The organism is Schaalia cardiffensis F0333 (assembly GCF_005886435.1).
Lineage (GTDB): Bacteria > Actinomycetota > Actinomycetes > Actinomycetales > Actinomycetaceae > Pauljensenia > Pauljensenia cardiffensis.
The window spans coordinates 360,520-385,179 of the sequence record NZ_CP040505.1; the positions used below are offsets into that span (position 1 = coordinate 360,520).

At 61.2% G+C, this 24,660-nt stretch carries 24 protein-coding genes; 22 read left to right on the plus strand and 2 right to left on the minus strand.

The features are described 5' to 3' along the window. Nucleotides 1-225 precede the first annotated feature (225 nt). A complete protein-coding gene (locus FFA61_RS01410) occupies nucleotides 226-1,350 on the minus strand; it encodes an endonuclease domain-containing protein (RefSeq protein WP_005962260.1) in 1,125 nt (374 codons plus the stop codon). Between the two features lie 2,781 nt (nucleotides 1,351-4,131). Between FFA61_RS01410 and rpsL the strand changes: the two genes are divergently transcribed. The 6 genes from rpsL to FFA61_RS01440 all read left to right on the plus strand — a co-directional run bounded on the left by rpsL (nucleotide 4,132) and on the right by FFA61_RS01440 (nucleotide 13,405). Further along, the gene (rpsL, locus tag FFA61_RS01415) at nucleotides 4,132-4,506 is read left to right on the plus strand and encodes a 30S ribosomal protein S12 (RefSeq protein ID WP_026460007.1); all 375 of its coding nucleotides are present in this window, start codon (nucleotides 4,132-4,134) and stop codon (nucleotides 4,504-4,506) included. Beyond that, the gene (gene rpsG / locus FFA61_RS01420; RefSeq protein WP_005962255.1) at nucleotides 4,506-4,976 is read left to right on the plus strand and encodes a 30S ribosomal protein S7; all 471 of its coding nucleotides are present in this window, start codon (nucleotides 4,506-4,508) and stop codon (nucleotides 4,974-4,976) included. The genes rpsL and rpsG overlap by 1 nt, the downstream gene beginning before the upstream one ends. Nucleotides 4,977-5,069: 93 nt before the next feature. After that, a complete protein-coding gene (gene fusA, locus FFA61_RS01425) occupies nucleotides 5,070-7,193 on the plus strand; it encodes an elongation factor G (protein ID WP_005962254.1) in 2,124 nt (707 codons plus the stop codon). Nucleotides 7,194-7,349: 156 nt separating this feature from the next. Continuing rightward, complete coding sequence (gene tuf / locus FFA61_RS01430) at nucleotides 7,350-8,537, plus strand: elongation factor Tu (RefSeq protein WP_005962253.1); 1,188 nt, start codon at nucleotides 7,350-7,352, stop codon at nucleotides 8,535-8,537. Nucleotides 8,538-8,933: 396 nt separating this feature from the next. Beyond that, entirely contained in the window at nucleotides 8,934-11,501 is a 2,568-nt protein-coding gene (locus tag FFA61_RS01435; protein ID WP_131247168.1) for a choice-of-anchor K domain-containing protein, read from the plus strand. 1,019 nt (nucleotides 11,502-12,520) lie between these two features. Further along, nucleotides 12,521-13,405 (plus strand): class C sortase, encoded by an 885-nt coding sequence (locus FFA61_RS01440; RefSeq protein WP_165544453.1) that lies wholly within the window; start codon nucleotides 12,521-12,523, stop codon nucleotides 13,403-13,405. Nucleotides 13,406-13,513: 108 nt separating this feature from the next. Here FFA61_RS01440 and FFA61_RS09165 read toward each other — a convergent pair whose 3' ends face one another. Next, on the minus strand, nucleotides 13,514-13,666 hold the full coding sequence (locus tag FFA61_RS09165) for a hypothetical protein (RefSeq protein ID WP_165544452.1): 153 nt from the start codon (nucleotides 13,664-13,666) through the stop codon (nucleotides 13,514-13,516). A 4-nt stretch (nucleotides 13,667-13,670) separates the two neighbouring features. Here FFA61_RS09165 and FFA61_RS01445 point away from each other — a divergent pair, with 4 nt between their 5' ends. The 16 genes from FFA61_RS01445 to FFA61_RS01520 all read left to right on the plus strand — a co-directional run bounded on the left by FFA61_RS01445 (nucleotide 13,671) and on the right by FFA61_RS01520 (nucleotide 24,653). Continuing rightward, complete coding sequence (locus tag FFA61_RS01445; RefSeq protein WP_005962249.1) at nucleotides 13,671-15,119, plus strand: SpaH/EbpB family LPXTG-anchored major pilin; 1,449 nt, start codon at nucleotides 13,671-13,673, stop codon at nucleotides 15,117-15,119. A 1,001-nt stretch (nucleotides 15,120-16,120) separates the two neighbouring features. Next, nucleotides 16,121-16,429, plus strand: a complete 309-nt coding sequence (gene rpsJ / locus FFA61_RS01450) for a 30S ribosomal protein S10 (RefSeq protein WP_003790631.1) — start codon at nucleotides 16,121-16,123, stop codon at nucleotides 16,427-16,429. 11 nt (nucleotides 16,430-16,440) lie between these two features. Beyond that, nucleotides 16,441-17,109 carry a 50S ribosomal protein L3 gene (gene rplC / locus FFA61_RS01455; RefSeq protein WP_005962246.1) on the plus strand — a complete coding sequence of 223 codons (669 nt, stop codon included), beginning with the start codon at nucleotides 16,441-16,443 and terminating at the stop codon, nucleotides 17,107-17,109. Between the two features lies 1 nt (nucleotide 17,110). Continuing rightward, complete coding sequence (gene rplD, locus FFA61_RS01460; protein ID WP_005962245.1) at nucleotides 17,111-17,755, plus strand: 50S ribosomal protein L4; 645 nt, start codon at nucleotides 17,111-17,113, stop codon at nucleotides 17,753-17,755. Beyond that, nucleotides 17,752-18,057 (plus strand): 50S ribosomal protein L23, encoded by a 306-nt coding sequence (gene rplW, locus FFA61_RS01465; protein WP_005962244.1) that lies wholly within the window; start codon nucleotides 17,752-17,754, stop codon nucleotides 18,055-18,057. The genes rplD and rplW overlap by 4 nt, the downstream gene beginning before the upstream one ends. A gap of 23 nt (nucleotides 18,058-18,080) precedes the next feature. Further along, a complete protein-coding gene (gene rplB, locus FFA61_RS01470; RefSeq protein WP_005962243.1) occupies nucleotides 18,081-18,917 on the plus strand; it encodes a 50S ribosomal protein L2 in 837 nt (278 codons plus the stop codon). A gap of 16 nt (nucleotides 18,918-18,933) precedes the next feature. Beyond that, complete coding sequence (gene rpsS / locus FFA61_RS01475) at nucleotides 18,934-19,215, plus strand: 30S ribosomal protein S19 (protein ID WP_005962242.1); 282 nt, start codon at nucleotides 18,934-18,936, stop codon at nucleotides 19,213-19,215. Nucleotides 19,216-19,244: 29 nt separating this feature from the next. Beyond that, a complete protein-coding gene (rplV, locus tag FFA61_RS01480; protein WP_005962241.1) occupies nucleotides 19,245-19,616 on the plus strand; it encodes a 50S ribosomal protein L22 in 372 nt (123 codons plus the stop codon). 1 nt (nucleotide 19,617) lies between these two features. Then, complete coding sequence (gene rpsC, locus FFA61_RS01485) at nucleotides 19,618-20,415, plus strand: 30S ribosomal protein S3 (RefSeq protein WP_005962240.1); 798 nt, start codon at nucleotides 19,618-19,620, stop codon at nucleotides 20,413-20,415. A 5-nt stretch (nucleotides 20,416-20,420) separates the two neighbouring features. After that, nucleotides 20,421-20,840, plus strand: a complete 420-nt coding sequence (rplP, locus tag FFA61_RS01490; protein ID WP_005962239.1) for a 50S ribosomal protein L16 — start codon at nucleotides 20,421-20,423, stop codon at nucleotides 20,838-20,840. Next, nucleotides 20,840-21,073 carry a 50S ribosomal protein L29 gene (gene rpmC, locus FFA61_RS01495; protein WP_005962238.1) on the plus strand — a complete coding sequence of 78 codons (234 nt, stop codon included), beginning with the start codon at nucleotides 20,840-20,842 and terminating at the stop codon, nucleotides 21,071-21,073. The genes rplP and rpmC overlap by 1 nt, the downstream gene beginning before the upstream one ends. Before the next feature lie 5 nt (nucleotides 21,074-21,078). Beyond that, the gene (gene rpsQ / locus FFA61_RS01500) at nucleotides 21,079-21,345 is read left to right on the plus strand and encodes a 30S ribosomal protein S17 (RefSeq protein WP_005962237.1); all 267 of its coding nucleotides are present in this window, start codon (nucleotides 21,079-21,081) and stop codon (nucleotides 21,343-21,345) included. Nucleotides 21,346-23,118: 1,773 nt separating this feature from the next. After that, nucleotides 23,119-23,487, plus strand: coding sequence for a 50S ribosomal protein L14 (gene rplN, locus FFA61_RS01505; protein WP_005962234.1), 369 nt, complete (start codon nucleotides 23,119-23,121; stop codon nucleotides 23,485-23,487). Continuing rightward, a complete protein-coding gene (gene rplX / locus FFA61_RS01510; protein ID WP_005962233.1) occupies nucleotides 23,487-23,915 on the plus strand; it encodes a 50S ribosomal protein L24 in 429 nt (142 codons plus the stop codon). Before rplN ends, rplX begins: the two co-directional genes overlap by 1 nt. Before the next feature lie 2 nt (nucleotides 23,916-23,917). Continuing rightward, entirely contained in the window at nucleotides 23,918-24,463 is a 546-nt protein-coding gene (rplE, locus tag FFA61_RS01515; RefSeq protein ID WP_005962232.1) for a 50S ribosomal protein L5, read from the plus strand. A 4-nt stretch (nucleotides 24,464-24,467) separates the two neighbouring features. After that, on the plus strand, nucleotides 24,468-24,653 hold the full coding sequence (locus FFA61_RS01520; protein WP_005962231.1) for a type Z 30S ribosomal protein S14: 186 nt from the start codon (nucleotides 24,468-24,470) through the stop codon (nucleotides 24,651-24,653). Nucleotides 24,654-24,660: the final 7 nt, after the last annotated feature.

The following is a 24,660-nucleotide window of genomic DNA, read 5'->3' on the forward strand; positions in this document are numbered from 1 at the left end:
CGAGGTGTAGGCGCGCGTGTGGGGACCCTCGTTGTGCTTCTGCATGACTTGAGAGCTTGTCACAGTGCTTATGCCAGTGGGCTGGTGAGTCAGAGGGTTGGGGAGAGACGGCCCCGTACCTCAACTTTCAGGCGCCAAATTGCCACTTCCCTGCGCACCCCTGGTCAGCTGTGCCTTTGGAGTAGTGTTTGGGTCCTCTTTGCCTACTATTTACCTACTCCGCCCCTATGAAACGCCACCTCGAACAGGGTACTTCGCGGAGTACTTCAGCTTTCCTCTGAAGTGGCAGGCTGCTTCTTCTATCTGTTGAATGATTGATTCTGGTTTAAACAAGTCTGCCCAGCTGAAACGGATGACGTACCATCCACGAACTTCGAGTTGCTTCTGCCTTTGAATCTGCTCTCGGAGGACATTGAGCTGTTCTTCGGAATCTTTGCCGTACTTCAAACGTCCATCGAACTCGAGGGCGATCTTCAAGTGCGGTATTGCAAGATCAATGAAGTAGTGGACAAACGAGTCCTCGACCTCGAATTGGGGGACGATTCCTGCAAGGCCACGCGATTGCAGAATCCACAGAAGGCGGGCCTCCCCGATTGATTCACAGCCCGCGCTTGCATGGCGGATGATCCATTCTGCTCGGCGAAGGTTGCGAGTGCCCGAAGGTAGCGTGAATAGCTTCCTCAGGAGGTGACGACGAATTGAAGCCTCCTGCTGCTCCCATCCGCTCAGACGCCGAGTGGAAGAGGGCGTGAGCATCCTTAACGCTTGGCAGGTGAAGACGAAGGCTTCTTCGCCCGGGTCGATGAGCGTCCACTGAATGACGAGGCCGATCACTTCTTCAGCTGAGGGCGACAGTGCTTGTGGTGAGGCTCGGTCAGGTGACAGAGCAGAGGATGAGGGGCTCGGCGTGAGAACTCTGGACGAGAACTCCGTATCCTGCGCAGACAAGGTGGCTTCGTGCAGATGCACGTGGCAGCGCGCCTCCCCGAGGATGGGGACGCCGTCAAGGGTGACTGCGGGGAGCGCTGAATCCGTTGTGCTTTTGCATTCGACTTGAGGAATATGGATATGGATACTCGGGTTGGTGTCAAAGATGTCATATCCGCAAAGCAAGGCGGCGCTTCTTGCGACTGGTTGGGCATGCTGCCTTCGATGCAGCACAGCGAGTGTCCGGGCGATTGAAATGGCTCGCCGTTGCTCCCACGGTGTTTTCAGGTCGTGGAGGAAAGTCGAAGGGAGATGGACTCCCCGATGAATCTTCACGGTGTCGCGCTCACCGAGTGGCATGCGCCGTTTTCTGGTCGTGATAATGAGCGCCTTGTGAACCTGGTTGACGAATTCCGTGTTCATTCCACATCCTCGCTTGGTAGTCCCCCTCTTGGTGTGGGAACACGCATGTCCGTGCCCTGGTCGAAGCGGTTGCCCGGAGTCCCCCTCTTGGTGTGGGAACACGATCGACCGGAGTTAAAGGAGGCAAAATCACCTCCTCCCTTGGTAATCGAGTCTCCTTGTGCAGGGCCCGTCAGTGAAGATGCGGCTCTTCGCTGTGGATAAGTCTGTTGAAAAGTGGGCGCTTTCGCTTGAGTTTTACTCATTTGAGGCTGTATTGCACATCGTTCCTTGTCGTTTCACCCTGCGGCCGTAGTCGTTGCTTCGCAGTCGCCGCGCCTGAGAGGCATGCGGTCGACAAGACTAGGAGTTGACTCCACAGTGAGCATTCGACGTGCGTGAGAATACTTGGACCCTTGAACTCGCAGATGAGGGGCTCTTTCCGAGTGGCATTGCTTCGAAGGGGTGCGGAAGGATCACGGTACGTCGCCGCTTCAGTCGAAAGTATGGCTTCGCCTGACATAACGCCTGAGACGGTATTTCGTCATCACACTGGATTCCGTCGATAACGTGGCTTCGCCCGGCGTGACACCTGAGGGCATTGTTGGTGCGGCGGTCCTCAATGCCGACTCAGGCCGAGCTTGAATCGGCTCGTAACTGGGAGGCCTCTGCCACCTTCCGCCTGCCATCGTTGAACTCGCGTATTCCTTGTTTGCGTTTTCGTCGGGTTGAGGACGAGGTCGGAGTGTTCGAGATTGTGTGCGGGGTTGTGTGAGGTCCGTGTGTGGGGGATAGGTGGCGCGTGTGGTGGCCCTCCTTATGTATTCGCCACCCTCGGCACGAGGTCGGGGCGAGCGAGATTATGTGCAGGGTTATGTGAGGCCTGCGTGCGGGGGATAGGTGGCGCCTGTGGCGACCCTCGTTATGTTTTCGGCACGTTCGGCGCGAGGTCGGAATGTTCGAGATTATGTGCAGGGTTATGTGAGGCCTCCGTGCCGGGGATAGGTGACGCTTGTGGTGACCCTCCTTAGGTACTCGCCACCCTCGGCACGAGGTCGGGGCGAGCGAGATTGCGTGCGGGGTTATGTGAGGTCCGTGTGTGGGGGATAGGTGGCGCGTGTGGTGACCCTCCTTATGTTTTCGGCGCCCTTGGGACGAGGTCGGGGCGTCCGAGATTATGTGCAGGGTTATGTGAGGCCTGTGTGCGGGGTGTGTGGTGCTCGTGGTGCCCCTCGTTATGTTTTCGGTGCCTTCGGGGCGAGGCCGGGGCGAGCGAGATTGTGTGCAGGGTTGTGTGAGGCCTGCGTGCGGGGTGTGGGTGGTGCTTGTGGCGACCCTCCTTATGTATTTGCCACCCTGGGCACAAGGCCGGGGCGAGCGAGATTGTGTGCAGGGTTGTGTGAGGCCTGTGTGCGGGGGATAGGTGGCGCCTGTGGTGGCCCTCCTTATGTATTCGCCACCCTCGGCATGAGGTCGGGGCGAGCGAGATTATGTGCAGGGTTGTGTGAGGCCTGTGTGCGGGGCCGGTGTTCACCCTCCTTATGCGTTCGGCACCCTCGGCATGAGGCCGGGGCGAGCGAGATTGTGTGTGGGGTTGTGGGAGGCCTGTGTGCGGGGTGTGGGTGGTGCTCGTGGTGCCCCTTGTGATGTTTTCTGTGCCCTCGGCATGAGGCAGGAGTGTTCGAGATTATGTGCAGGGTTATGTGAGGAGCGTGTGTGGGGGATAGGTGGCGCGTGTGGTGCCCCTCGTTATGTTTTCGGTGCCTTTGGGGCGAGGTCGGGGCGAGCGAGATTATGTGCAGGGTTGTGTGAGGCCTGTGTGCGGGGGATAGGTGGCGCCTGTGGCGACCCTCCTTATGTTTTCGGCACCCTCGGCACGAGGTCGGAGTGTTCGAGATTGCGTGCAGGGTTGTGTGAGGCCTCCGTGCCGGGGATGGGTGGCGCGTGTGGTGCCCCTCCTTATGTTTTCGGCACCCTCGGCACAAGGCCGGAGTGTCCGAGATTATGTGCAGGGTTATGTGAGGAGCGTGTGTGGGGGATAGGTGGCGCGTGTGGTGCCCCTCGTTATGTTTTCGGCGCCTTTGGGGCGAGGCCGGGGCGAGCGAGATTATGTGCAGGGTTGTGTGAGGCCTGTGTGCGGGGTTATGTGAGGCCTGCGTGCGGGGTGTGGGTGGTGCTTGTGGCGACCCTCCTTATGTACTCGCCACCCTCGGCATAATGTCGGAGTGCCCGAGATTGTATTTCGGGCTCGAAAAGCCTCAGTTCACCCGGTTGCCCAACTTCACGCCGAGATGGGGAAGAGACGACTGAGGTGGGGCAAAGGAACTCGGCGGCCCCCTTCACGCCGCCGGAAAAAGGAGCAAACGGTGGCGAAGGTATGGCAGCTTTTCCGGCCCAGCCGCACACTTAGAGGAAAGAAGAGCGCGCCTCATGCGCCGCACCTCACTGTCGGCCCCTTTGACCCTGAGTTGATCCGCCCCGTAGACTGGCTGGCGGTTCCCGTGTATTCGCGGGTCTCCTTCGCCGGTTCTTCCGGCACGTCGGACTTGTTCCGACAGCGGGCTCCCTCCGTCGGAGCTCCGGGCGCTATTCTCTGGCCCCGCCACTACCGGGCGAACACCTCGAAAGGGTGAATCTCCCGAAGCGCACCCCTCGGGTGTGCATAGTGGGGACATCATGGCGCACCGGCCCCTGACGGATCGCCCTGCGTCCGAAAGGGGATTCGTGAAGTCGCGGAAGACTCACCATAAGGGCCCTGCGCTTGAGGCAAAGGGCCGCCGACGGAAAGAAACTGGAGAACCAGTGCCTACCATTCAGCAGCTCGTCCGCAAGGGACGCAGCTCTAAGCGCAGCAAGGTGAAGACCCCTGCGCTCAAGGGCTCGCCCCAGCGTCGCGGCGTGTGCACCCGTGTGTACACCACCACCCCGAAGAAGCCGAACTCGGCTCTCCGTAAGGTCGCGCGTGTTCGTCTCTCCTCCGGCATTGAGGTTACGGCCTACATCCCCGGTGAGGGCCACAACCTGCAGGAGCACTCGATCGTGCTCGTTCGTGGCGGTCGTGTGAAGGACCTCCCGGGTGTCCGCTACCGCATCGTGCGCGGCTCCCTCGACACGCAGGGCGTCCGCAACCGCAAGCAGGCTCGTTCCCGCTACGGCGCTAAGAAGGAGAAGAAGTAATGCCTCGTAAGGGCCCCGCTCCCAAGCGTCCGCTCGTTGACGATCCGGTTTACGGTTCGAAGGTCGTCACCCAGCTCGTCAACCGTGTCCTCCTCGACGGCAAGAAGACCGTCGCCGAGCGAATCGTCTACGGCGCTCTGGAGACCGTGCGCGAGCGCACCGAGCAGGAACCGGTTTCGGTTCTCAAGCGTGCTCTTGACAATATTCGTCCGGCTCTTGAGGTTCGTTCCCGCCGTGTTGGCGGCGCGACCTACCAGGTTCCGGTCGAGGTCCGCCCGGCGCGCGCAACCACGCTCGCTCTGCGCTGGCTCGTTGACTTCTCCCGTCAGCGTCGTGAAAAGACGATGACCGAGCGTCTCGCCAACGAGATCCTCGATGCGTCGAACGGTCTTGGCGCCGCTGTCAAGCGTCGCGAGGACATGCACAAGATGGCCGAGTCGAACCGCGCGTTCGCTCACTACCGCTGGTGATTCACTCCCATTGACGAGGACGAGCCCCTCGCCCTCGTCGATGGAATCTGAACCCGCTCACTCCATAATCAATCCGAGCGAAGGAACCCACTCGTGGCACTTGAGGTGCTTACGGATCTCAACAAGGTCCGCAACATCGGCATCATGGCTCACATCGATGCCGGCAAGACGACCGTGACGGAACGAATCCTGTTCTACACGGGCATCAACTACAAGCTCGGCGAGACGCATGATGGCGCCTCGACGACCGACTGGATGGAACAGGAGAAGGAACGCGGCATTACGATCACCTCGGCCGCTGTCACCTCCTTCTGGAACGGCAACCAGATTAACGTCATCGACACCCCCGGCCACGTGGACTTCACGGTCGAGGTCGAGCGCTCGCTTCGCGTTCTCGACGGTGCCGTCGCAGTCTTCGACGGCAAGGAGGGCGTTGAGCCCCAGTCTGAGACCGTGTGGCGTCAGGCTGACAAGTACGAGGTCCCCCGTATTTGCTTCATCAACAAGATGGACAAGATGGGCGCGGACTTCTACTTCTCGGTTTCGACGATCAAGGATCGTCTGCACGCGACTCCGATCGTGATGCAGATCCCGATCGGCGCTGAGAATGATTTCGAGGGCCAGGTCGACCTCGTCACCATGGAGTCCTTGCGCTACCCGGCGAAGGACGAGAAGGGTGATCCCACTTTCGGCTCCGTCATCGTGCGCGGCCCGATCCCGGAGGAACTCCAGGAGCGTGCGGAAGAGTACCGCGAAGCCATGATGGAAGCGGCTGCCGAGGGCTCTGATGAGCTCACGGAAGCCTACCTGGAGAATGGCGAATTGACGGTCGAGCAGATCAAGGAGGGCATCCGCCTCCTGACGATCTCCGGGCGCGCCTTCCCGGTCTACTGCGGCACCGCTCTTCGTAACATGGGTGTCCAGCCCGTCCTCGATGCGGTTGTTGACTTCCTGCCCTCTCCCCTCGACATTGAGTCCGTTAAGGGCTTCAAGCCGAATTCGGATGACGAGGAGCGCACGGAGTCTCGTCTTCCCGATGAGAAGGAGCCTTTCGCTGCTCTTGCCTTCAAGGTTGCGGCGCACCCCTTCTACGGCAAGCTCACCTTCGTGCGCGTCTACTCGGGCAAGGTTGAGTCCGGCTCGCAGGTCCTCAACTCGACGAAGGGCAAGAAGGAGCGCATCGGTAAGATCTTCCAGATGCACTCCAACAAGGAGAACCCGGTCGATGAGGCTCATGCAGGCCACATCTACGCGGTGATCGGCCTGAAGGACACAACGACGGGTGACACGCTGTGCGCGATGGACAAGCCGATCGTCCTTGAGTCGATGACCTTCCCGAAGCCTGTTATCCAGGTTGCCGTCGAACCGAAGTCGAAGGCCGACCAGGAGAAGATGGGCGTCGCCATCCAGAAGCTGGCCGAAGAGGATCCGACCTTCACGGTTGAACTTGATCCGGAGACCGGCCAGACCATCATTGGTGGTATGGGCGAGCTTCACCTCGACATCATCGTCGACCGTATGCGTCGCGAGTTCAAGGTCGAGGCGAATGTTGGCGCTCCGATGGTCGCCTACCGTGAGACCATCCGCAAGACGGTCGAGAAGTACGAGTACACGCACAAGAAACAGACCGGTGGTTCGGGTCAGTTCGCGCGCGTCATCATCGCTCTCGAACCCCTCCCGGCTGATTCGGAAGAGGAATACGAGTTCGAGGACAAGGTCACTGGTGGCCGCGTTCCTCGCGAGTACATCCCCTCGGTCAGCGCGGGCATCCAGGACGCCATGCAGTCCGGTATTCTCGCCGGATACCCCATGGTCGACATCAAGGCGACCCTCCTCGATGGCGCCTACCACGAGGTCGACTCCTCTGAAATGGCCTTCAAGGTCGCGGGCTCTATGGCCCTCAAGGAGGCTGCGAAGAAGGCCAACCCGGTTCTTCTTGAGCCGATCATGGCTGTCGAGGTCCGTACTCCCGAGGAGTACATGGGCGATGTCATTGGCGACCTGAATTCTCGTCGTGGACAGATTTCGTCGATGGACGAGCAGCACGGCGTTCGCGTCGTGAAGGCCCAGGTGCCGCTCTCCGAGATGTTCGGCTACGTCGGTGATCTTCGTTCGAAGACTCAGGGCCGCGCCGTCTACTCGATGGAGTTCGACTCCTACGCGGAGGTTCCGCGCGCTGTTGCCGAGGAGATCATCGGCAAGTCGCGAGGCAACTGATCACTCCCACAACGATTCGCTGGGCCCCCGGGCGTTTGACGGGGGACCAGCGAGCCGTCTCACACCATTAAAAACCCTGTAGGTTTCAAGTCTGGCGGGTGTTAGAGTGACACCAGCCAAAGGCTAGAACAACTACCCGAGTCCAGGAGGACACAAGTGGCGAAGGCCAAGTTCGAGCGCAGCAAGCCGCACGTCAACATCGGCACCATTGGTCACGTTGACCACGGCAAGACCACGCTCACCGCAGCGATCACGAAGGTCCTGCATGACAAGTACCCGGATCTCAACGAGTTCCGCCCCTTCGATCAGGTCGACAACGCTCCTGAGGAGCGCGAGCGCGGCATCACGATCAACGTCTCCCACGTCGAGTACCAGACCGAGAAGCGTCACTACGCTCACGTTGACGCCCCTGGCCACGCCGACTACGTGAAGAACATGATCACCGGTGCGGCTCAGATGGACGGCGCGATCCTCGTCGTCGCCGCCACCGACGGCCCGATGGCTCAGACCCGTGAGCACGTCCTTCTCGCCCGCCAGGTGGGTGTTCCGACCATCCTCGTCGCGCTGAACAAGTCCGACATGGTCGATGACGAAGAGATGCTCGAGCTCGTCGAGGAAGAGTGCCGGGATCTTCTCGAGTCCCAGGACTTCGATCGCGATGCTCCGATCATCAAGGTTTCCGCCCTGAAGGCCCTTGAGGGCGATGAGGAGTGGGTCGAGAAGATCGTCGAGCTCATGGATGCCGTGGATGAGTTCATCCCGACCCCCGAGCGCGACATGGACAAGCCCTTCCTCATGCCGATCGAGGACGTCTTCACCATCACCGGTCGTGGCACTGTCGTCACCGGTCGTGTCGAGCGCGGCAAGCTCCCGATCAACTCCGAGGTCGAGATCCTCGGCATCCGCGATCCGCAGAAGACCACCGTCACCGGCATCGAGATGTTCCACAAGTCGATGGACGAGGCCTGGGCCGGCGAGAACTGTGGTCTGCTCCTGCGTGGCACCAAGCGCGATGAGGTTGAGCGCGGCCAGGTCGTCGCCGTCCCCGGTTCGATCACCCCGCACACTAACTTCACGGGCCAGGTCTACATCCTCAAGAAGGAAGAGGGCGGGCGCCACAACCCCTTCTTCTCGAACTACCGTCCGCAGTTCTACTTCCGCACCACGGACGTGACCGGCGTCATCACCCTCCCCGAGGGAACCGACATGGTCATGCCTGGTGACACCACCGAGATCACCGTTGAGCTCATCCAGCCGATCGCCATGGAGCCGGGCCTCGGCTTCGCGATCCGCGAGGGTGGCCGCACGGTTGGTTCCGGTCGTGTGACCGCGATCGAGAAGTGATCTTCTCCGGCCGAGTAATGCGCTGAGCGTTGCTCGGACCGGTGGATCGCCTGAGGGCCTGCTGGGGGCCGTCATCTCCGACAAGGAGCTGGCGGCCCCCAGTTTTTGTGTCCGTGCATCGTAGAGGCGTGCTCGTCTTTTCGGGTCGAAAGCGGGCCGCGCTAAGGGCGCCCTGCCTTTTGAGGCTGTGCTGGAAGGGGTGTTCCTGTCTGTGTCTTTGTTTGCCGAGGCCATGGCCGCTAGCCCGGATCCGGGGTGCGGGTTGCGAAAGAATAACGATTAGAGGACGCCTTGCGTCATATGTGGATTCTCGGTACCGTGCAAGGCGCAGTGCTTTCGCTGCGCCACGAGGCCACCTCATCTCGTGGTAGCGACGAAGAACCCGAGGAGACTTGAATGAGCCAATCGAGATTGTTGACGCGAACAACGCGGCGAGGCCCGAGATACCTGTGGAAACGACGTGTGATCGCCTCCCTCTCCATGCTCACTCTTGGAGTTTCGGGAATTGCGGGCGCTGCGTGGGCGGATCCTGCAGGCCCTCAAAGTGATGTGGAACCAGTGGTGGGAAGCTCTCCATTCGACAGTGGAGATGTGCCGAGCGCGGATAGCTCGTCAGCCTCGACTACCGAGCTTGATGCTGAGGGGGAGGATGCAGAGCCTGGGGATGACACCACTGCGACACCGGAAGCATCCTCTGAGTCCTCTGCCGACTCAGGTGCGGGCGATGCCTCAGCCCCAGATGAGTCCGCTGGGGATGCGAGTGGCGAGGAGTCCGCGATCGATCCGGGTGCGCCTCGCATGGCTCCCGCGGCGCTTCGCGGCACGATCCCTCTGCAGGTTCAGGCTCAGGCAGCGAATCATCATGGGATAAATGGCACTACGGGGGGAGATATTCGCTACGGCTCTGCGGCTGCAGGAACTGTGAGCGGCAAGATCCCCAATCCCGGGGGCGGAGCGGGCTCGACCGCTTTCGTGGGCCCAGGGAAAATGGTCTACTCCGCCCATGGCCGTGGACAAAAATGTGGAAATCCGAGCTGTACCTACTATGAGGGACAAGAGCCAGGAGAGCTGAACTTGAAGGTCAAGTCAGCTGTCGGCTTCGCTCCGCGTGAAGTTGGTAGCGTTGATGTCGGGAAAGAGTTCGCCCTCGGCTACTTCGTGCACGTGAACAACCCGATTGTGGGCTCGGGCGGAAGCGGGGGGCAGCATTATGCAGCCACGCTCAACATCAAACTCACACTCAGTGGTGTGGAGAAAACCCTGAGTTTCCCCTGGACGATCCACGAGACCCCGAACAATGGGCCTCATCCTAATGACATCCTGAACTTCACCTCGACGGTCGCGCCGGTCTCATTCGAATCAGGCAACCTCAACTACACGCTCACCATTCACGGTTTCACGCAGAACACCGGCGCCTCGTGCCCTGCGGAACTCACCGGAGGAACCCCGCTTTCCGAGCAGTTCATTACCGTGGAAGGCCAGAAGACCTACGGATGCCTCTGGGCTTCCATTGAACAGGTCCGCAAGGTGACGATCGAGAAGAAGATTGAAAAGGCGCCAGACATGGTCGGCGAGATGCCGACCACCGAGTTCGGCTTCACGACCACCGGTGAACTGATCAACCTATGGGGGGCGGGCGGGAAATTCAGCCTCAAGCCCAAAGAGGCGGCTCCCGCCACGGAAGTGAATGAGAATGGTTACAACACGGGCAAAGAACTCAAGATCACCGAGGATACGCTTGGCGCTAACTGGTCTTTGAAATCCCTCAGCTGTAAGGACGCGGATGGACAAGGTGCTCCTATTGGCTCCATTTCAGGAGGCACTCTGACCCTCGCGAAGGGGCTGTCGGAGGAGGATTCCGCGAAGGTCCCGATCCGATGCACCTATACGAACCTCTACACTCCACCGGCGACAATCACGCTCCTCAAAGAGGTGAGTTCAGGAACAGCAGCTGCCTCGAACTGGACGCTCAGTGCAACGCACGGCACTGAGAGCGTGAACGGAGACTCCGGTGCTTCCGCCAAGGTCACGCCGAACCAGGAGTATACGCTCAGCGAAAAACCCAAAGCAGATTTCAACGAAGCTGGCCAGTACGAGCTTGAGGCGTGGTCCTGCTCCGCAGATCAAGGGCAACTCACTTTCGACGCCAATGCGAAGACAGTGACGCCCAAACCCGGCCAGAAGGTAACCTGCACGGCGAAGAACAGGCTGAAGTCGGCGACCCTGACCCTGGTGAAGAAGATCAACGTTCCTGCGGACGCGCCCAACTGGGCGAAGAAAGCAACGGAGAAAGACTGGAACCTGAAGGCCAATGGACCAACGAGCATCGAGGGAACTTCCGGAGACCCTGGCGTCACGAACCAGAAGATTCAGCCCGGCAACTACGCGCTGAGCGAGACAGCGAACCCGGCAGGCATCACCGGCGGGCTCCCCGCCACGGCCTATGCCGAATCCTGGGAGTGCCTCGACGCTGCGGGTGCGAGGGTCGACAAGAACTCCACAGGCGCTTTCCCCTTCGCTGCAGGTGGGACTTACACCTGCACTGCCACGAACACCCTTCAAACAGGTGGAGCGAAGTGGAAGAAGACCGGTGAAGGACAACCTCTCACGGGCTCCGAATGGACTCTCACTCTGAACGGAGTACCCGGCGCAACAGTGGGGGCGAGCTCCGCTACCTCCGAGTTCGAAGTCCAGGATCTCCCGGTCGGCACCTACACGCTGCACGAGTCGAAGGTCCCCGCAGGCTACCTCGCACACGGTGATCTTGAGATCACGATCACCAAAGGGGCGACGAATGAGGAACACTACAGTACCCCGATCGACAACAAGAAGCGTCCTGTTCCAAGATTGCCTCTCACCGGCGGACTTGGTGAGGATTGGTTTGTGATCCTCGCAGGCGGCGCCGGAGGCATCGCGACTCTCCTCGCGGTTGCCGCTCGGCGACGCAAAAGGAGCGCTTCCTGATTCCAAAGCGCTGATGGTGTCGATCTGAGGACACCAAAGGAGTGCCGGGCTCTCTTCGGGGAGCCCGGCACTCCTCACCTTCTCACTCTTCACTGTCGAAGCTCAGGGAGAAAAAGCAACCTGGTGCCTCCCGGACACTTAACTATGAGTGCTGGGGACGCCACCTGAAGATGCCTGACCGGGGGATATCGAAGGGACCTGCGACCATGCGTGCTGGGCTGGACACCTGGATGTGCTTGAGCGGCTGATTTCGAATGGACCCGCGACCACGCGTGCTCGGTGGGCGGAGGTGTTCCGCCTGAACGTACCTCCGATTCTGCTCTTGACCACGCGCGCTGGGGTGGGCGGCGGTGTTCCGCCTGAACGTACCTGCGATTCTGCTTTTGACCACGCGCGCTGGGGTGAACATCTGGAGGTGCCTGATTGGCGGATTTCGGGGGATTCTCGACCATGCGCGCTGTGGTGGATACAAGGATCTGCGCCTGAGCGGCGGATTTCGAAAGGGCCCGCGACCACGCGCGCTGGGGCGGGCAAAGGTTTTAGGAAGTGTCTCCTCTCGTGTCACCCTGATGGGGCGCAGCCTCCCGGCCTGCGACTACGGCTACCACCTCGGGCACTCGGCGCGCCTTGCCAGTACTTTCGCGACGCGGCCGCAGAGCGATACTCTCTCCGCAGCTCTCATCGCAAGCTCGCGCTGCTTCCCACGTGCAAAGGCAGTAGGGGAGGACAAGCATCGGAGGTAGCCCCGAGCGAAGCACAGGGAGGAGGACGAGGAATAACAAGGATGGCCGAACACAGGGGAAGGAACAGGCGAAGGCACTTCCGTCTCCTCGAAGCTTGCTGTGCGTGTTGCAGCCGGTGGAGACTGTGACTCGTTAGTGTGATCGAAAGCCTGTACACGGTAGCCTCGTACAGCGCAGCTCAGTCACATGCAGGCTTCGGGGGACTCGACGAAAGCCGTCGAGAACTCCACGCAACACACGAGTGAAGTGGGGGAGAAGAGAGTGCGAAAGGCTCAGATGAGGCCACGTCCTCGGATGGTGTGGCGATTCCATGTCCTCCCTATGCTTGCGGCGCTACTCGCCCTCGTTGGTATTGCGATCGCGAGCTACCCGCCGATGGCGCAGTGGTTCAGTCAGTACAAGCAATCGAAGGTCGTGAACTCGTATTCAACGGCAGTTGCCACCGGCCTGGACCCGAGCTCTGAGGAACAGTTCACCGAAGCGAGAGAGTACAACGAAGCCCTATCGGTGGGGGCTCTACTCGAAGCGAATGCGAATGTCCCACGGGGAGTGGGGAATGAGGATCAGGGGGGCTTCGATTACGACTCGCTCCTCAACGTCGGCGACACTGGGCTCATGGGGCGCATCAAGATCCCCGCAATCAATGCAGACCTTCCCATCTACCACGGGACGAGTGATGAAACCCTTCTCAAAGGCATTGGGCATCTGAAAGGCACATCCTTGCCGGTCGGCGGCATCGGTACACGTGCGGTCCTGACCGGGCACCGAGGTTTGGCAGACGCTGAATTGTTCACCAAGCTCAACAAGGTCGTCGTGGGAGACGAAATCACCCTTGAAATCCTCGATCAAGCCCTGAGCTATCGAGTCACTGAAATCAAAGTCGTTGAACCCGAAGACACCGAGGAATTGCAGGCGGTGCCGGGCCGCGACCTTGTCACTTTGGTGACCTGCACACCCCTGGGTATTAACACCCAACGCATCCTTGTGACTGGAGAACGAGTCCTCCCGACGCCACCTGAGACGATTGAGGACCTCGGTGCGCAGGCGAAGAATCCGGGATTCCCATGGTGGGCGATTATTCAGGCAGCGGGGTTCCTTCTTGCCGCTGCGTATATCTGGCGCTCCGGACGTCAACCCGAAGAAGGGCCTCCAGCGGCCTGAACAGGGGGAGTGGCTCTGCTTGCACAAGCCGTGATGCAGTGTTGGGCTGTGGTGGTGAAGCGTAATCATACTGTGACCCGAAGGGTTGTGATCCGGCTAATGTGAGCTTTAGTCTGTACTCATCGGTTGCTGCTTGCTCATTGAGTGTTCGAGGCTCTTGGTGATGCTGGCGACCGTTTCGATCCTGTTTTGGCCGCTGAGCGGCCAATGCTTGAGGCACATGGTGGCGGGTGATCCGCCGAGTTCACGAAGGGAGTTCATCTCCATGAGCACGACTACGAGGGAACGCCGCATTGTTGCGGTTCTTGCTTCGCTCGTCCTGAGTCTTTTCACCCTCTTTGGTCTGTCGAGCGCTGCGATGGCGACGACAGGCAATCCGATGGGGGATATTACGAACACGCCGGGCACGATCAACGTGTACAAGCACGCCAACCCGGGTGGAACCCTCGAGTACGGCAACGGCAACGAGGTGTCGGCCGGGGGTGAAGCCCTTGGTGGAGTTCCCTTCACCCTGTACAAGGTGGAGGGCGTTGATCTAGTCAATGGCAACGCAGGCTGGGATGTCGTTGGGAAAATCACGGACCCTGCCAAGCCCGTCGAGCCTGCGCTTGATAACCAGAACTCGCCAACAAAGGTGACGATTGACGGTAAAAAATACACTCTGAAAAAGATTGACGAAAAAACGACTGCTGACGGGACGGGACTCGCTCAGTTCACCGACGTGTACCCGGGGCTCTACATTGTCGTTGAATCCAAAGCGTCTCTTCCCCCAGGTTCTGTGATCGTTGCCAAGGCGGCGCCCTTCTTCATTACCCTGCCGATCAAGGACGCTAAGGGCGCCTGGTCCTACACGGCGAATGTTTACCCGAAGAACACAGTGTCGCCTAAGCCCGAAAAGTCTGCGGAAGTGAAGAACGCTGCTGATGGTGTGATCACCTGGACCGTGAAGCAGACTCTGCCGACCTTCGATGACACCAACAAACTCACAAAGTTCAGGTTCGAGGACGATCTTTCCGGGGCCGGTGATACGAAAGGCACTCTTGCCTCGGTGAAGGTCACGGTGAACGGGAAGGACAAGACGGGTGACTTCAACAAAGAGCTTGCTGGCCTTGATGGCAAGCATCTTGTCATTACGGCAAAGAACTCGGGCGATCTTCCCTCAGGCGGAGAGATTGTCGCAACCTACACCACCAAGGCTTCCGGGAACGGTCAATTCCGCAACGGTGTCCTAAGCTTCATCAATGATGTTGAGGTTGGTCACGCCCTTGCATTCGCAGACCTCGGCAAGATCACAGTGGAAAAATTGGATGCGACGGATAAGACACTCTACCTCAGTGGTGCTGAGTTCAAAGTCTGCGTCGACGAAGATGGAGTGGAAGAGACCAAGGATTGTCCCGCTGTCGGAACGATCACCACGGAAAAATCCCTGGGGACGGGATCTCTCGACAAGCTGAAGATCCAGAAATACGTCCTCTTCGAGACCGCGGCCCCCGCTGGCTACACTTTCAACCCGGACACGCCTTACAAGGCAGATCTCACCACAGCTACCTACAACACCGTCACGTTAACGATCGAGAACACGAAGACGAACGTGCCGACCCTCCCGCTCACGGGTGCGGACGGCCAGCTCCTCATGACCATTGGAGGTGTTGCGCTCGTCCTCCTTGCCGGTGGAGTCTTCCTCGTCGCCCGCAAGAAGCGCTCTGAGAAGTGAACCCTCGAATGCGGCGCCTCGCTCACGTGAGGGCATGAACTCCTGAGCGGGCTGCATTCGACCACACCCTGTGGCGGGGAATCCCAAGAAGGATTCCCCGCCACAGCCATGCCCACGCCGCAACAGCCCCAACCCCCTGAAAAACACGACCAAGACCAGCCACAACGAACTCCTTCACAAAGACCCCGTTGCAAGCACCACTAGAACCTAGAAGCTGAACGTGCCACTGTCGTGCCCAAACTTGCACCCCTTGGGTGACAACCATGCTGTAGCTCCGCACTATCTGCCGTCTGGGGCGAAAGCGTGCCATAGTTTCAAGCTACCTGGAGTGTGGGCGAGACCATCCTGCTTCCAGGCCGTCCCCTGATTCCACCGGGCTAAGACCGGGCCATAGCAGCAAACCCGCTTTAGGCCCCGAACCTGCTGCTGGCGGTCCAAGCCCTCTCGACACGCAAACCTGCCCCTGATGTCTGTATCGGCACAACCTCGCAGTAGCCCACAAGGTGGAACACAACCAATCAGGCTCCAGACGACATCCAAAGCTGCGCCTGCCGAAACACGAATGCGCCCGAGCCGAAAGAGAACTGTGCTCCTGACGGCCCCGCCCTCGTCGCTTTGGCGACACGCCCGAGCGCGTATACACTGACACCTCGGAGTTGCCCCCTCATCCTCGGCGGGAATGCCCACCGGGCATCGTCCTCGTCAATCGGTCAAGGGACCAGCAACAACTATCCGATCAATGTCAGGGGATTCACACGACATCCCGCAGCTTCGAGCTTGCCGGGAAGAATATGAATCTGAAAGACTAATACGGTTGCCCCGCACATGTGGGGCGGTTCCGCGGGAACTCCGCGGACCGGGCATTCCGCCCGTGATCTTTGGACAAGACAACGGTCCACTCCCCACCCTGGGGAGAACCGCGCGCACGATGAACGCTCCAAAAGCGACACGCCCGAGTGCGGGGACCGGTGACGAATCTGTACGAGAAGAGGTAAGACGGCATGGCGGGACAGAAGATCCGCATCCGGCTCAAGTCGTATGACCACGAGGTCATCGACAGCTCCGCGCGCAAAATCGTGGACACCGTGCAGCGAGCAGGCGCCACCGTGGTGGGCCCCGTCCCGCTGCCGACCGAAAAGAACGTGTTCGTCGTCATTCGGTCGCCCCACAAGTACAAGGACAGCCGCGAGCACTTCGAAATGCGCACCCACAAGCGGCTCATCGACATCATCGACCCGACCCCGAAGGCCGTCGACTCGCTCATGCGTCTCGATCTGCCCGCGGACGTCAACATCGAGATCAAGCTCTGAGGACATCTGCAATGACTACTGACAACAAGCAGCACGCAGCTGCGCCGGTTCAGGCGCTGCTCGGCCGCAAGCTCGGCATGACCCAGGTCTGGGATGCCGACGGCCGTCTCGTGCCCCTCACTGTCGTGCAGGTCGGCACCAACGTCGTGACCCAGGTCCGCACCGAAGAGGTCGACGGGTACAGCGCCGTCCAGCTCGGATTCGGTGAAATCCCCGCTCGCAAGGTCACCAAGCCCATGGCCGGTCACTTCGCGAAGGCAGGCGTTGAACCGCGCCGTCACCTCGCCGAAGTCCGCACCTCCGCCGCCGACAACTATGAGCTCGGCCAGGAACTCCAAGCCACCGTGTTCGAAGCCGGTCAGGCTGTCGACGTCTCTGGCAACACCAAGGGCAAGGGCTTCGCGGGCGTCATGAAGCGCCACGGCTTCGCCGGCGTTTCCGCCAGCCACGGCGCGCACCGCAATCACCGCAAGCCCGGTTCGATCGGCGCCTGCGCAACCCCCGGACGCATCTTCAAGGGCCTGCGCATGGCCGGCCGCATGGGGAACGTCCGCCGTACCGTCCAGAACCTGAAGATTCAGGCCGTGGACGCCGAGAAGGGCCTGCTGCTCATCAGCGGCGCCATCCCGGGTCCCAAGAACGGCGTGGTCCTGGTTCGCTCCTCCGTGAAGGGTGCGTGAAATGTCTGAGGTCCAGACTCTCGACGTTCTCGATCTCCAGGGTAAGAAGGCCGCATCGGTCGAACTCCCTGCAGAGATCTTCGACGTCCCCACCAATATCCCGCTTATGCACCAGGTCGTCGTCGCACAGCTGGCCGCCGCCCGCCAGGGCACGCACGCCACGAAGACGCGCGGCATGGTTTCTGGCGGCGGCAAGAAGCCGTTCCGTCAGAAGGGCACCGGTAACGCCCGTCAGGGTTCGATCCGCGCCCCGCACTTCACCGGCGGCGGCATCGTCCACGGCCCGCAGCCGCGCGACTACGACCAGCGCACCCCCAAGAAGATGAAGCAGGGCGCCCTGCGCTCCGCTCTGTCCGACCGCGCGCGCAATGGCCGTATCCACGTCGTCACGGCTCTCATCGAAGGTGAGACCCCGAAGACGAAGATCGCTCTCGCAGCGCTGCGCGCCATCGTCGAGGACCGTCAGGCCCTCGTCGTCCTCGAGCGCAATGATGAGATCACCGCTCTCAGCCTGCGCAACGTCCCCGAGGTTCACGTTCTCTGGGTCGACCAGCTCAACACCTACGACGTCCTCGACGCCGATGACATTGTGTTCACGCAGGCCGCCCTCGAGTCCTTCCTCGGCACCAAGGAGGAGACCAAGTGAGCACCCTCGAAGCGGGCAAGAACCCCCGCGACATCATCCTGAAGCCGGTCGTCACCGAAAAGTCCTCCATCCTCATGGATGAAGGCAAGTACACCTTCGAGGTCGACCCGCGCGCCAACAAGACCGAGATCAAGATCGCCATCGAAGCGATCTTCGGAGTCAAGGTCGGCCAGGTTGCCACTCAGAACCGCAAGGGCAAGACCTACCGGACCCGCACGGGTCAGGGCAAGCGCAAGGACGTGAAGCGTGCGATCGTCACCCTGCGCGAGGGAGCCATCGACATCTTCGGCGATCAGGCCTGAGCCCGGAGAGGTAGAGGACAAGAATGGGAATCCGCAAGTACAAGCCCACGACCCCCGGTCGTCGCGGCGCGTCGGTCTCCGATTTCGTTGAGATCACCCGCTCCGAGCCCGAGAAGTCGCTACTCCGCCCGCTCCACAAGACAGGCGGTCGCAACTCGAACGGTCGTGTGACCGCCCGCCACCGCGGCGGCGGACACAAGCGCCAGTACCGAGTCATCGACTTCCGTCGTCACGACAAGGACGGCGTCCCCGCCGTCGTCGCGCACATCGAATACGACCCGAACCGTACCGCCCGCATCGCCCTTCTGCACTACGCGGACGGCGAGAAGCGCTACATCCTCGCTCCCGCGAAGCTCTCCCAAGGCGATCGCATCGAGGCCGGCGTCGGCGCGGACATCAAGCCGGGCAACAACCTGCCGCTGCGCAACATCCCCCTGGGTACCGTCGTGCACGCGGTCGAACTCAAGCCCGGTGGCGGCGCGAAGATCGCCCGCTCCGCAGGCTCCTCCGTCCAGCTCGTCGCCAAAGAAGGGCGCTTCGCGCAGCTGCGCATGCCCTCCGGCGAAATCCGCAACGTCGAAATCACCTGCCGTGCGACGGTGGGCGAGGTCGGCAACGCCGAGCAGTCGAACATCAACTGGGGCAAGGCCGGTCGCATGCGCTGGAAGGGCAAGCGCCCCCACGTCCGCGGCGTCGTCATGAACCCGGTCGACCACCCGCACGGCGGCGGCGAGGGCCGCACCTCCGGTGGCCGTCACCCGGTCAGCCCGTGGGGCAAGCCCGAGGGCCGTACCCGCCGTCCGAACAAGGACAGCGATCGCCTGATCGTTCGCCGTCGCAAGACCGGCAAGAACCGCTGAGTAGGAGTCGATTAGAATGCCGCGCAGTTTGAAGAAGGGTCCCTTCGTCGACGATCACCTCCTCAAGAAGGTTGACGCCGCGAACGAATCCGGTTCGAAGAACGTCATCAAGACCTGGTCGCGCCGCTCGGTCATCACCCCGGACTTCCTGGGCCTGACCTTTGCAGTGCACGACGGTCGCAAGCACGTCCCCGTCTTCGTCACCGAATCGATGGTGGGCCACAAGCTCGGTGAGTTCGCTCCCACGCGTACTTTCCGCAGCCACGACAAGGACGATCGAAAGGGACGCCGGCGCTGAGCCGGCCCTGGGAAGAAGAGGCAGATTCAATGGAAGCCAAGGCGCAGGCGCGTTATGTCCGCGTCACGCCCCAGAAGGCCCGCCGTGTCGTGAACGAGGTTCGTGGCAAGGCCGCCCTGGAGGCCGCCGACATCCTGCGGTTCGCACCGCAGGCCGTCGCCGTCGATGTCCGCAAGGTGCTCCTGAGCGCCGTCGCCAACGCGAAGGTCAAGGCCGAACAGGTCGGCGAAACCTTCAACGAGGCCGAACTCGAGATCCTCGAAGCGTACGTCGATGAAGGACCGACCATGAAGCGGTTCCGTCCGCGCGCTCAGGGGCGCGCAGGCCGCATCCTGAAGCGCACAAGCCACATCACCATCGTGGTCGGCACCAAGGAAGACAAGAAGAAGGGAGACCGCTGACATGGGCCAGAAGGTCAACCCCACCGGGTTCCGCCTGGGTATCACCACGGATCACCGCTCCCGCTGGTTCTCCGACTCGACGACCAAGGGTCAGCGCTACGCCGACTACGTCGCCGAGGACGTTGCGATCCGTAAGAACCTCACCGAAAACCTCGAGCGCGCAGGCATCTCGAAGGTCGACATTGAGCGCACGCGCGATCGCGTCCGTGTCGACCTGCACACCGCGCGTCCGGGCATCGTCATCGGCCGCCGCGGCGCCGAGGCGGATCGACTTCGCCAGGATCTGGAGAAGCTCACCGGCAAGCAGGTTCAGCTCAACATCCTCGAGGTGAAGAACCCCGATATGGATGCACAGCTCGTCGCGCAGGGCATCGCCGAACAGCTCGCTGCTCGCGTTTCTTTCCGTCGCGCCATGCGTAAGGGCATTCAGTCCGCGCAGCGCGCCGGAGCGAAGGGCATCCGTGTGCAGGTTTCGGGCCGTCTCGGCGGCGCTGAGATGTCGCGTTCCGAGTTCTACCGGGAGGGTCGCGTTCCGCTGCACACCCTCCGCGCGAACATCGACTTCGGATTCCACGAGGCGCGCACGACCTTCGGTCGCATTGGCGTCAAGGTGTGGATCTACAAGGGCGATATCACCGAGCGCGAGTTCGCTCGTCAGCAGGCCGAGCAGGCCAATCGCGGTGGACGCCGCGGCGATCGTCGCGGCCCGCGCCGCGGTGGCCGCCAAAACCAGGAGACCGCTCAGCAGCAGGCACCCGCAGCGGCGCCCGCAGCTACTGAAAACGGATCGGAGGCCTGAGTCGAATGCTCATTCCCCGTCGTACTAAGTGGCGCCGACAGCACCGTGCGCACCGCACCGGTAATGCTTCCGGCGGCACCGAGCTGGCCTTCGGCGATTACGGCATCCAGGCGCTGACTGGCGCGTACGTGACGAACCGCCAGATCGAGGCGGCCCGTATCGCGATGACGCGTCACATCAAGCGCGGTGGCAAGGTGTGGATCAACATCTTCCCGGACCGTCCGCTGACGAAGAAGCCCGCTGAAACCCGTATGGGTTCCGGTAAGGGCGCCGTGGAATGGTGGGTCGCCCCCGTCAAGCCCGGTCGAATCCTGTTCGAGCTGGGCGGTGTCGATGAGAACCTCGCCCGCGAGGCCATGCGCCGTGCCCAGCACAAGCTTCCGATGAAGACCCGTTTCGTGGTCCGAGAGGGTGGTGACATCTGATGGCGGAAAAGGCTCTGACCACCTCCGACCTTGATGCCATGGACGACGCCCAGCTGTCCAAGGAACTCGAGAAGGCCAAGGCCGAGCTCTTCAACCTGCGTTTCGCGCAGGCCGTGGGCTCTCTCGAGGATCACGGCCGCATGAAGACCGTGCGCCGCGACATCGCCCGTATCTACACGATCGCGCGTGAGCGGGAGCTCGGCTACCGCACCGCGCCGAGCACCGAGGAGTGAGTGGCATGGCAGAGAGCACCACTCGTAACGACCGCAAGGTCCGTCGTGGCTACGTCGTCAGCGACAAGATGGATAAGACCGTCGTCGTCCAGATTGAGGATCGTGTCAAGCACGCCCTCTACGGCAAGGTCATGCGCAAGAACAAGAAGGTCAAGGTCCACGACGAGCACAATGAGTGCGGCGTCGGCGATCTTGTCCTCATCATGGAGACTCGTCCGCTGTCGGCCACCAAGCGCTGGCGCGTCGTCGAGATCATCGAGAAGGCCAAGTGATCTGACTCAGCTCGCATGAGCTGAGCGAATCGAAGCCTCGGGCCCGGTTCCCCCAGTGGGAGCCGGGCCCGTTTCGTATTCGCTGGGGAAAGGGCGAGATGGTGGGGCGTGCCCTTGAGAAGAAAGCGATGATGCGGCGCGCCCTCGGAAAGACCTCGACCCACTTTGCGATTTCGGCGTTGGTTCGGGGGCGGGGTTGCGTCGAGATTGTGTTTCGGGTCTTTACGAGGGTGTCGGAGTCGGTGGAGGGAGTGGGTTTTCTCCCCTGGTTGTGATCTCGGCATCGGTTCGAGGGTGGGAGACAGCGCGAGATTGTGTTTCGGGTCGTTACGTGGGTGTTGGAGTTGGTGGAGGGGGTGGGTTTGTTCCCCTGCTTGTGATCTTGGCGTTGGTTTAGGGGTGGGGTCTGCGTCGAGATTGTGTTTCGGGTCTTTGCGAGGGTGTCGGAGTTGGTGGAGGGGAGGGGTTTTCGTCCCTGCTTGTGATTTCGGCGTTAGTGCGGGGGCGACCTCCTTCCTGAGATTGTGTCTGGGGTGTAGGAACGGGTGTTGGGGAGCGCGTTTTCTTCCCCTCTTGTGATCTCGGTGCTGTTTCGAGAGCGGGGCTTACGTCGAGATTGTGTTTCGGGTCTTTACGAGGGTGTTGGAGTCGGTGGAGGGGAGGGGTGTGTTTCCCTGCTTGTGATCTCGGTGCTGCTTCGAGAGCGGGGCTTACGTCGAGATTGTGTTTCGGGTCGTTACGTGGGTGTTGGAGTTGGTGGAGGGAAGGGGTTTGTTCCCCTGCTTGTGATTTCGGTGCTGTTTCGAGGGTGGGATCCGGCGTGAGATTGTGTTTCGGGTCTTTACGAGGGTGTCGGAGTCGGTGGAGGGGAGGGGTTTGTTCCCCTGCTTGTGATTTCGGCGCTGCTTCGAGGGCGGGGCTTGCGTCGAGATTGTGTTTCGGGTCTTTACGTGGGTGTTGGAGTCGGTGGAGGGGGTGTGTTTGCTCGCCTGCTTGTAATCTCGGTGCTGTTTCGAGGGCGGGGCTTACGTCGAGATTGTGTTTCGGGTCTTTACGAGGGTGTTGAAGTCGGTGTAGGGGGTGGCTTTGTTCCCCTGCTTGTGATCTCGGTGCTGCTTCGAGAGCGGGGCTTACGTCGAGATTGTGTTTCGGGTCTTTACGAGGGTGTTGGAGTCGGTGTAGGGGGTGTGTTTTCGCCCCAGCTTGCGATGTTGGCGTCGGTTCGAGGGCGGGGCTTGCACCGAGATCGTGTTCGGGGCTCAAAGTGCTCAGAAATGGAAAGCAGCGCGGCGCTTCACAACCCCGAACTCACCAATCCGCTTACACAAGCACCTTGACAAGCTCCCCTAACCCTCCAATCCACCCACACAAGACCCTCCAATCCACCCACACAAGAAACCTGAGAACTGTCCTAGGCTCATGCCGACGCGGGACGGCTCCAAGCCACCCACACAAGGACCCCGACAGGCTCACACAGCACTCCGACCTCGTGCTCGGGCCCAAAAACGCCCATTTTGCCCCGAATTCGTGTGTCAAATCATCCGAATCCGCATTTCCGTGCGGCTGAGTGAGGAGGTATTGTTGGAGGGTTGCATGACGCGGGTGCACTGTACCCGCGTCGATAGTGCGAGCGAGCAACATCATGACACCTGTCTGTGGTGCGTTCGCGCTGTTGTCGGAATCCGATGCGCAACAGTTCAATGCACGTTCGGCAAGGCTCGCGGGAAGTAATGCTCCCAAGAGAACCGGCTCGACGACAGGAGTCAATAGAAAATGATCCAGCAGGAGTCGCGACTGAAGGTCGCCGACAACACGGGGGCCAAGGAGATCCTGACCATCCGTGTGCTCGGTGGTTCTTCTCGCCGCTACGCGGGAATCGGCGACACCATCGTCGCCACTGTCAAGGACGCCATTCCCGGCGGTTCCGTCAAGAAGGGCGACGTCGTCAAGGCAGTCGTCGTCCGCGCCCGCAAGGAGACCCGTCGCGCAGACGGCTCCTACATCCGTTTCGACGAGAACGCGGCCGTCATCATCAACGCGAACGGTGAACCCCGTGGCACGCGCATCTTCGGCCCCGTGGGCCGCGAACTGCGCGACAAGAAGTTCATGCGAATCGTCTCGCTCGCCCCGGAGGTGATCTGATGGCAGCCAAGATCCGTAAGGGCGATCTCGTCGAGGTCGTGCGTGGCCGCTCGTCCGACGAGAAGAAGCTCGCCGAGCGTAATGCGCGTCGCGCCGCCGAGGGCCTCGAGCCCCTCAAGCCCGGCGATAAAGGCAAGCAGGGACGCGTCATCAAGGTATTCCCGGCTGAGGGCACCGTCCTCGTCGAGGGCGTCAACCTCAAGACCCGTCACGTTCGTCAGGGCCAGAACCAGGCCGGCGGCATCGAGACCGTTGAGGCCCCGATCTCGCTCGCCAAGGTCGCCCTCGTCGACCCCGACACCAAGCAGCGCGTGCGCGTCGGCTTCCGTGAGGATGTCGTCGAGCGCGATGGCCGCACCCGCAAGGTCCGCGTCCGCGTGACGCGCGGTGGCGTGGCCCGCGGCATCGAGCAGGGCAAGGAGATCTGAGCATGGCCCCGCGTCTCAAGGAAAAGTACCTCTCCGAAATCCGTGATGCTCTTCGTGCAGAGTTCAAGCACGAGAACATCATGCAGGTCGGTGGCCTCACCAAGATCGTCGTCAACATGGGCGTCGGCGAGGCCGCTCGCGATTCGAAGGCCCTCGAGGGCGCGATCCGCGACCTCACCGTGATCACCGGCCAGAAGCCCGTGACCACCAAGGCGAAGAAGTCCATCGCGCAGTTCAAGCTCCGCGAAGGCCAGCCCATTGGTGCGCACGTCACGCTTCGCGGCGACCGCATGTGGGAGTTCCTCGATCGTCTCCTCTCGACCGCTCTGCCCCGAATCCGTGACTTCCGCGGCCTCTCGGCCAAGCAGTTCGACGGCCACGGCAACTACACCTTCGGTCTCACGGAACAGTCCATGTTCCACGAGATCGATCAGGACTCCATCGACCGCGTTCGCGGCATGGACATCACGGTCGTGACTTCGGCCAACACGGACGAAGAGGGCCGCGCCCTTCTGCGTCACCTCGGCTTCCCCTTCAAGGAGGACTGATCTCATGGCGAAGACGTCCCTGAAGATCAAGGCCGCCCGCGCCCCGAAGTTCGGCGTTCGCGGCTACACCCGGTGCAACCGCTGCGGCCGTCCCCGCTCCGTGTACCGCAAGTTCGGCCTGTGCCGCGTGTGCCTGCGCGAGCTCGCCCTGCGTGGCGAACTCCCCGGCGTCACCAAGAGCAGCTGGTAAGAATCTG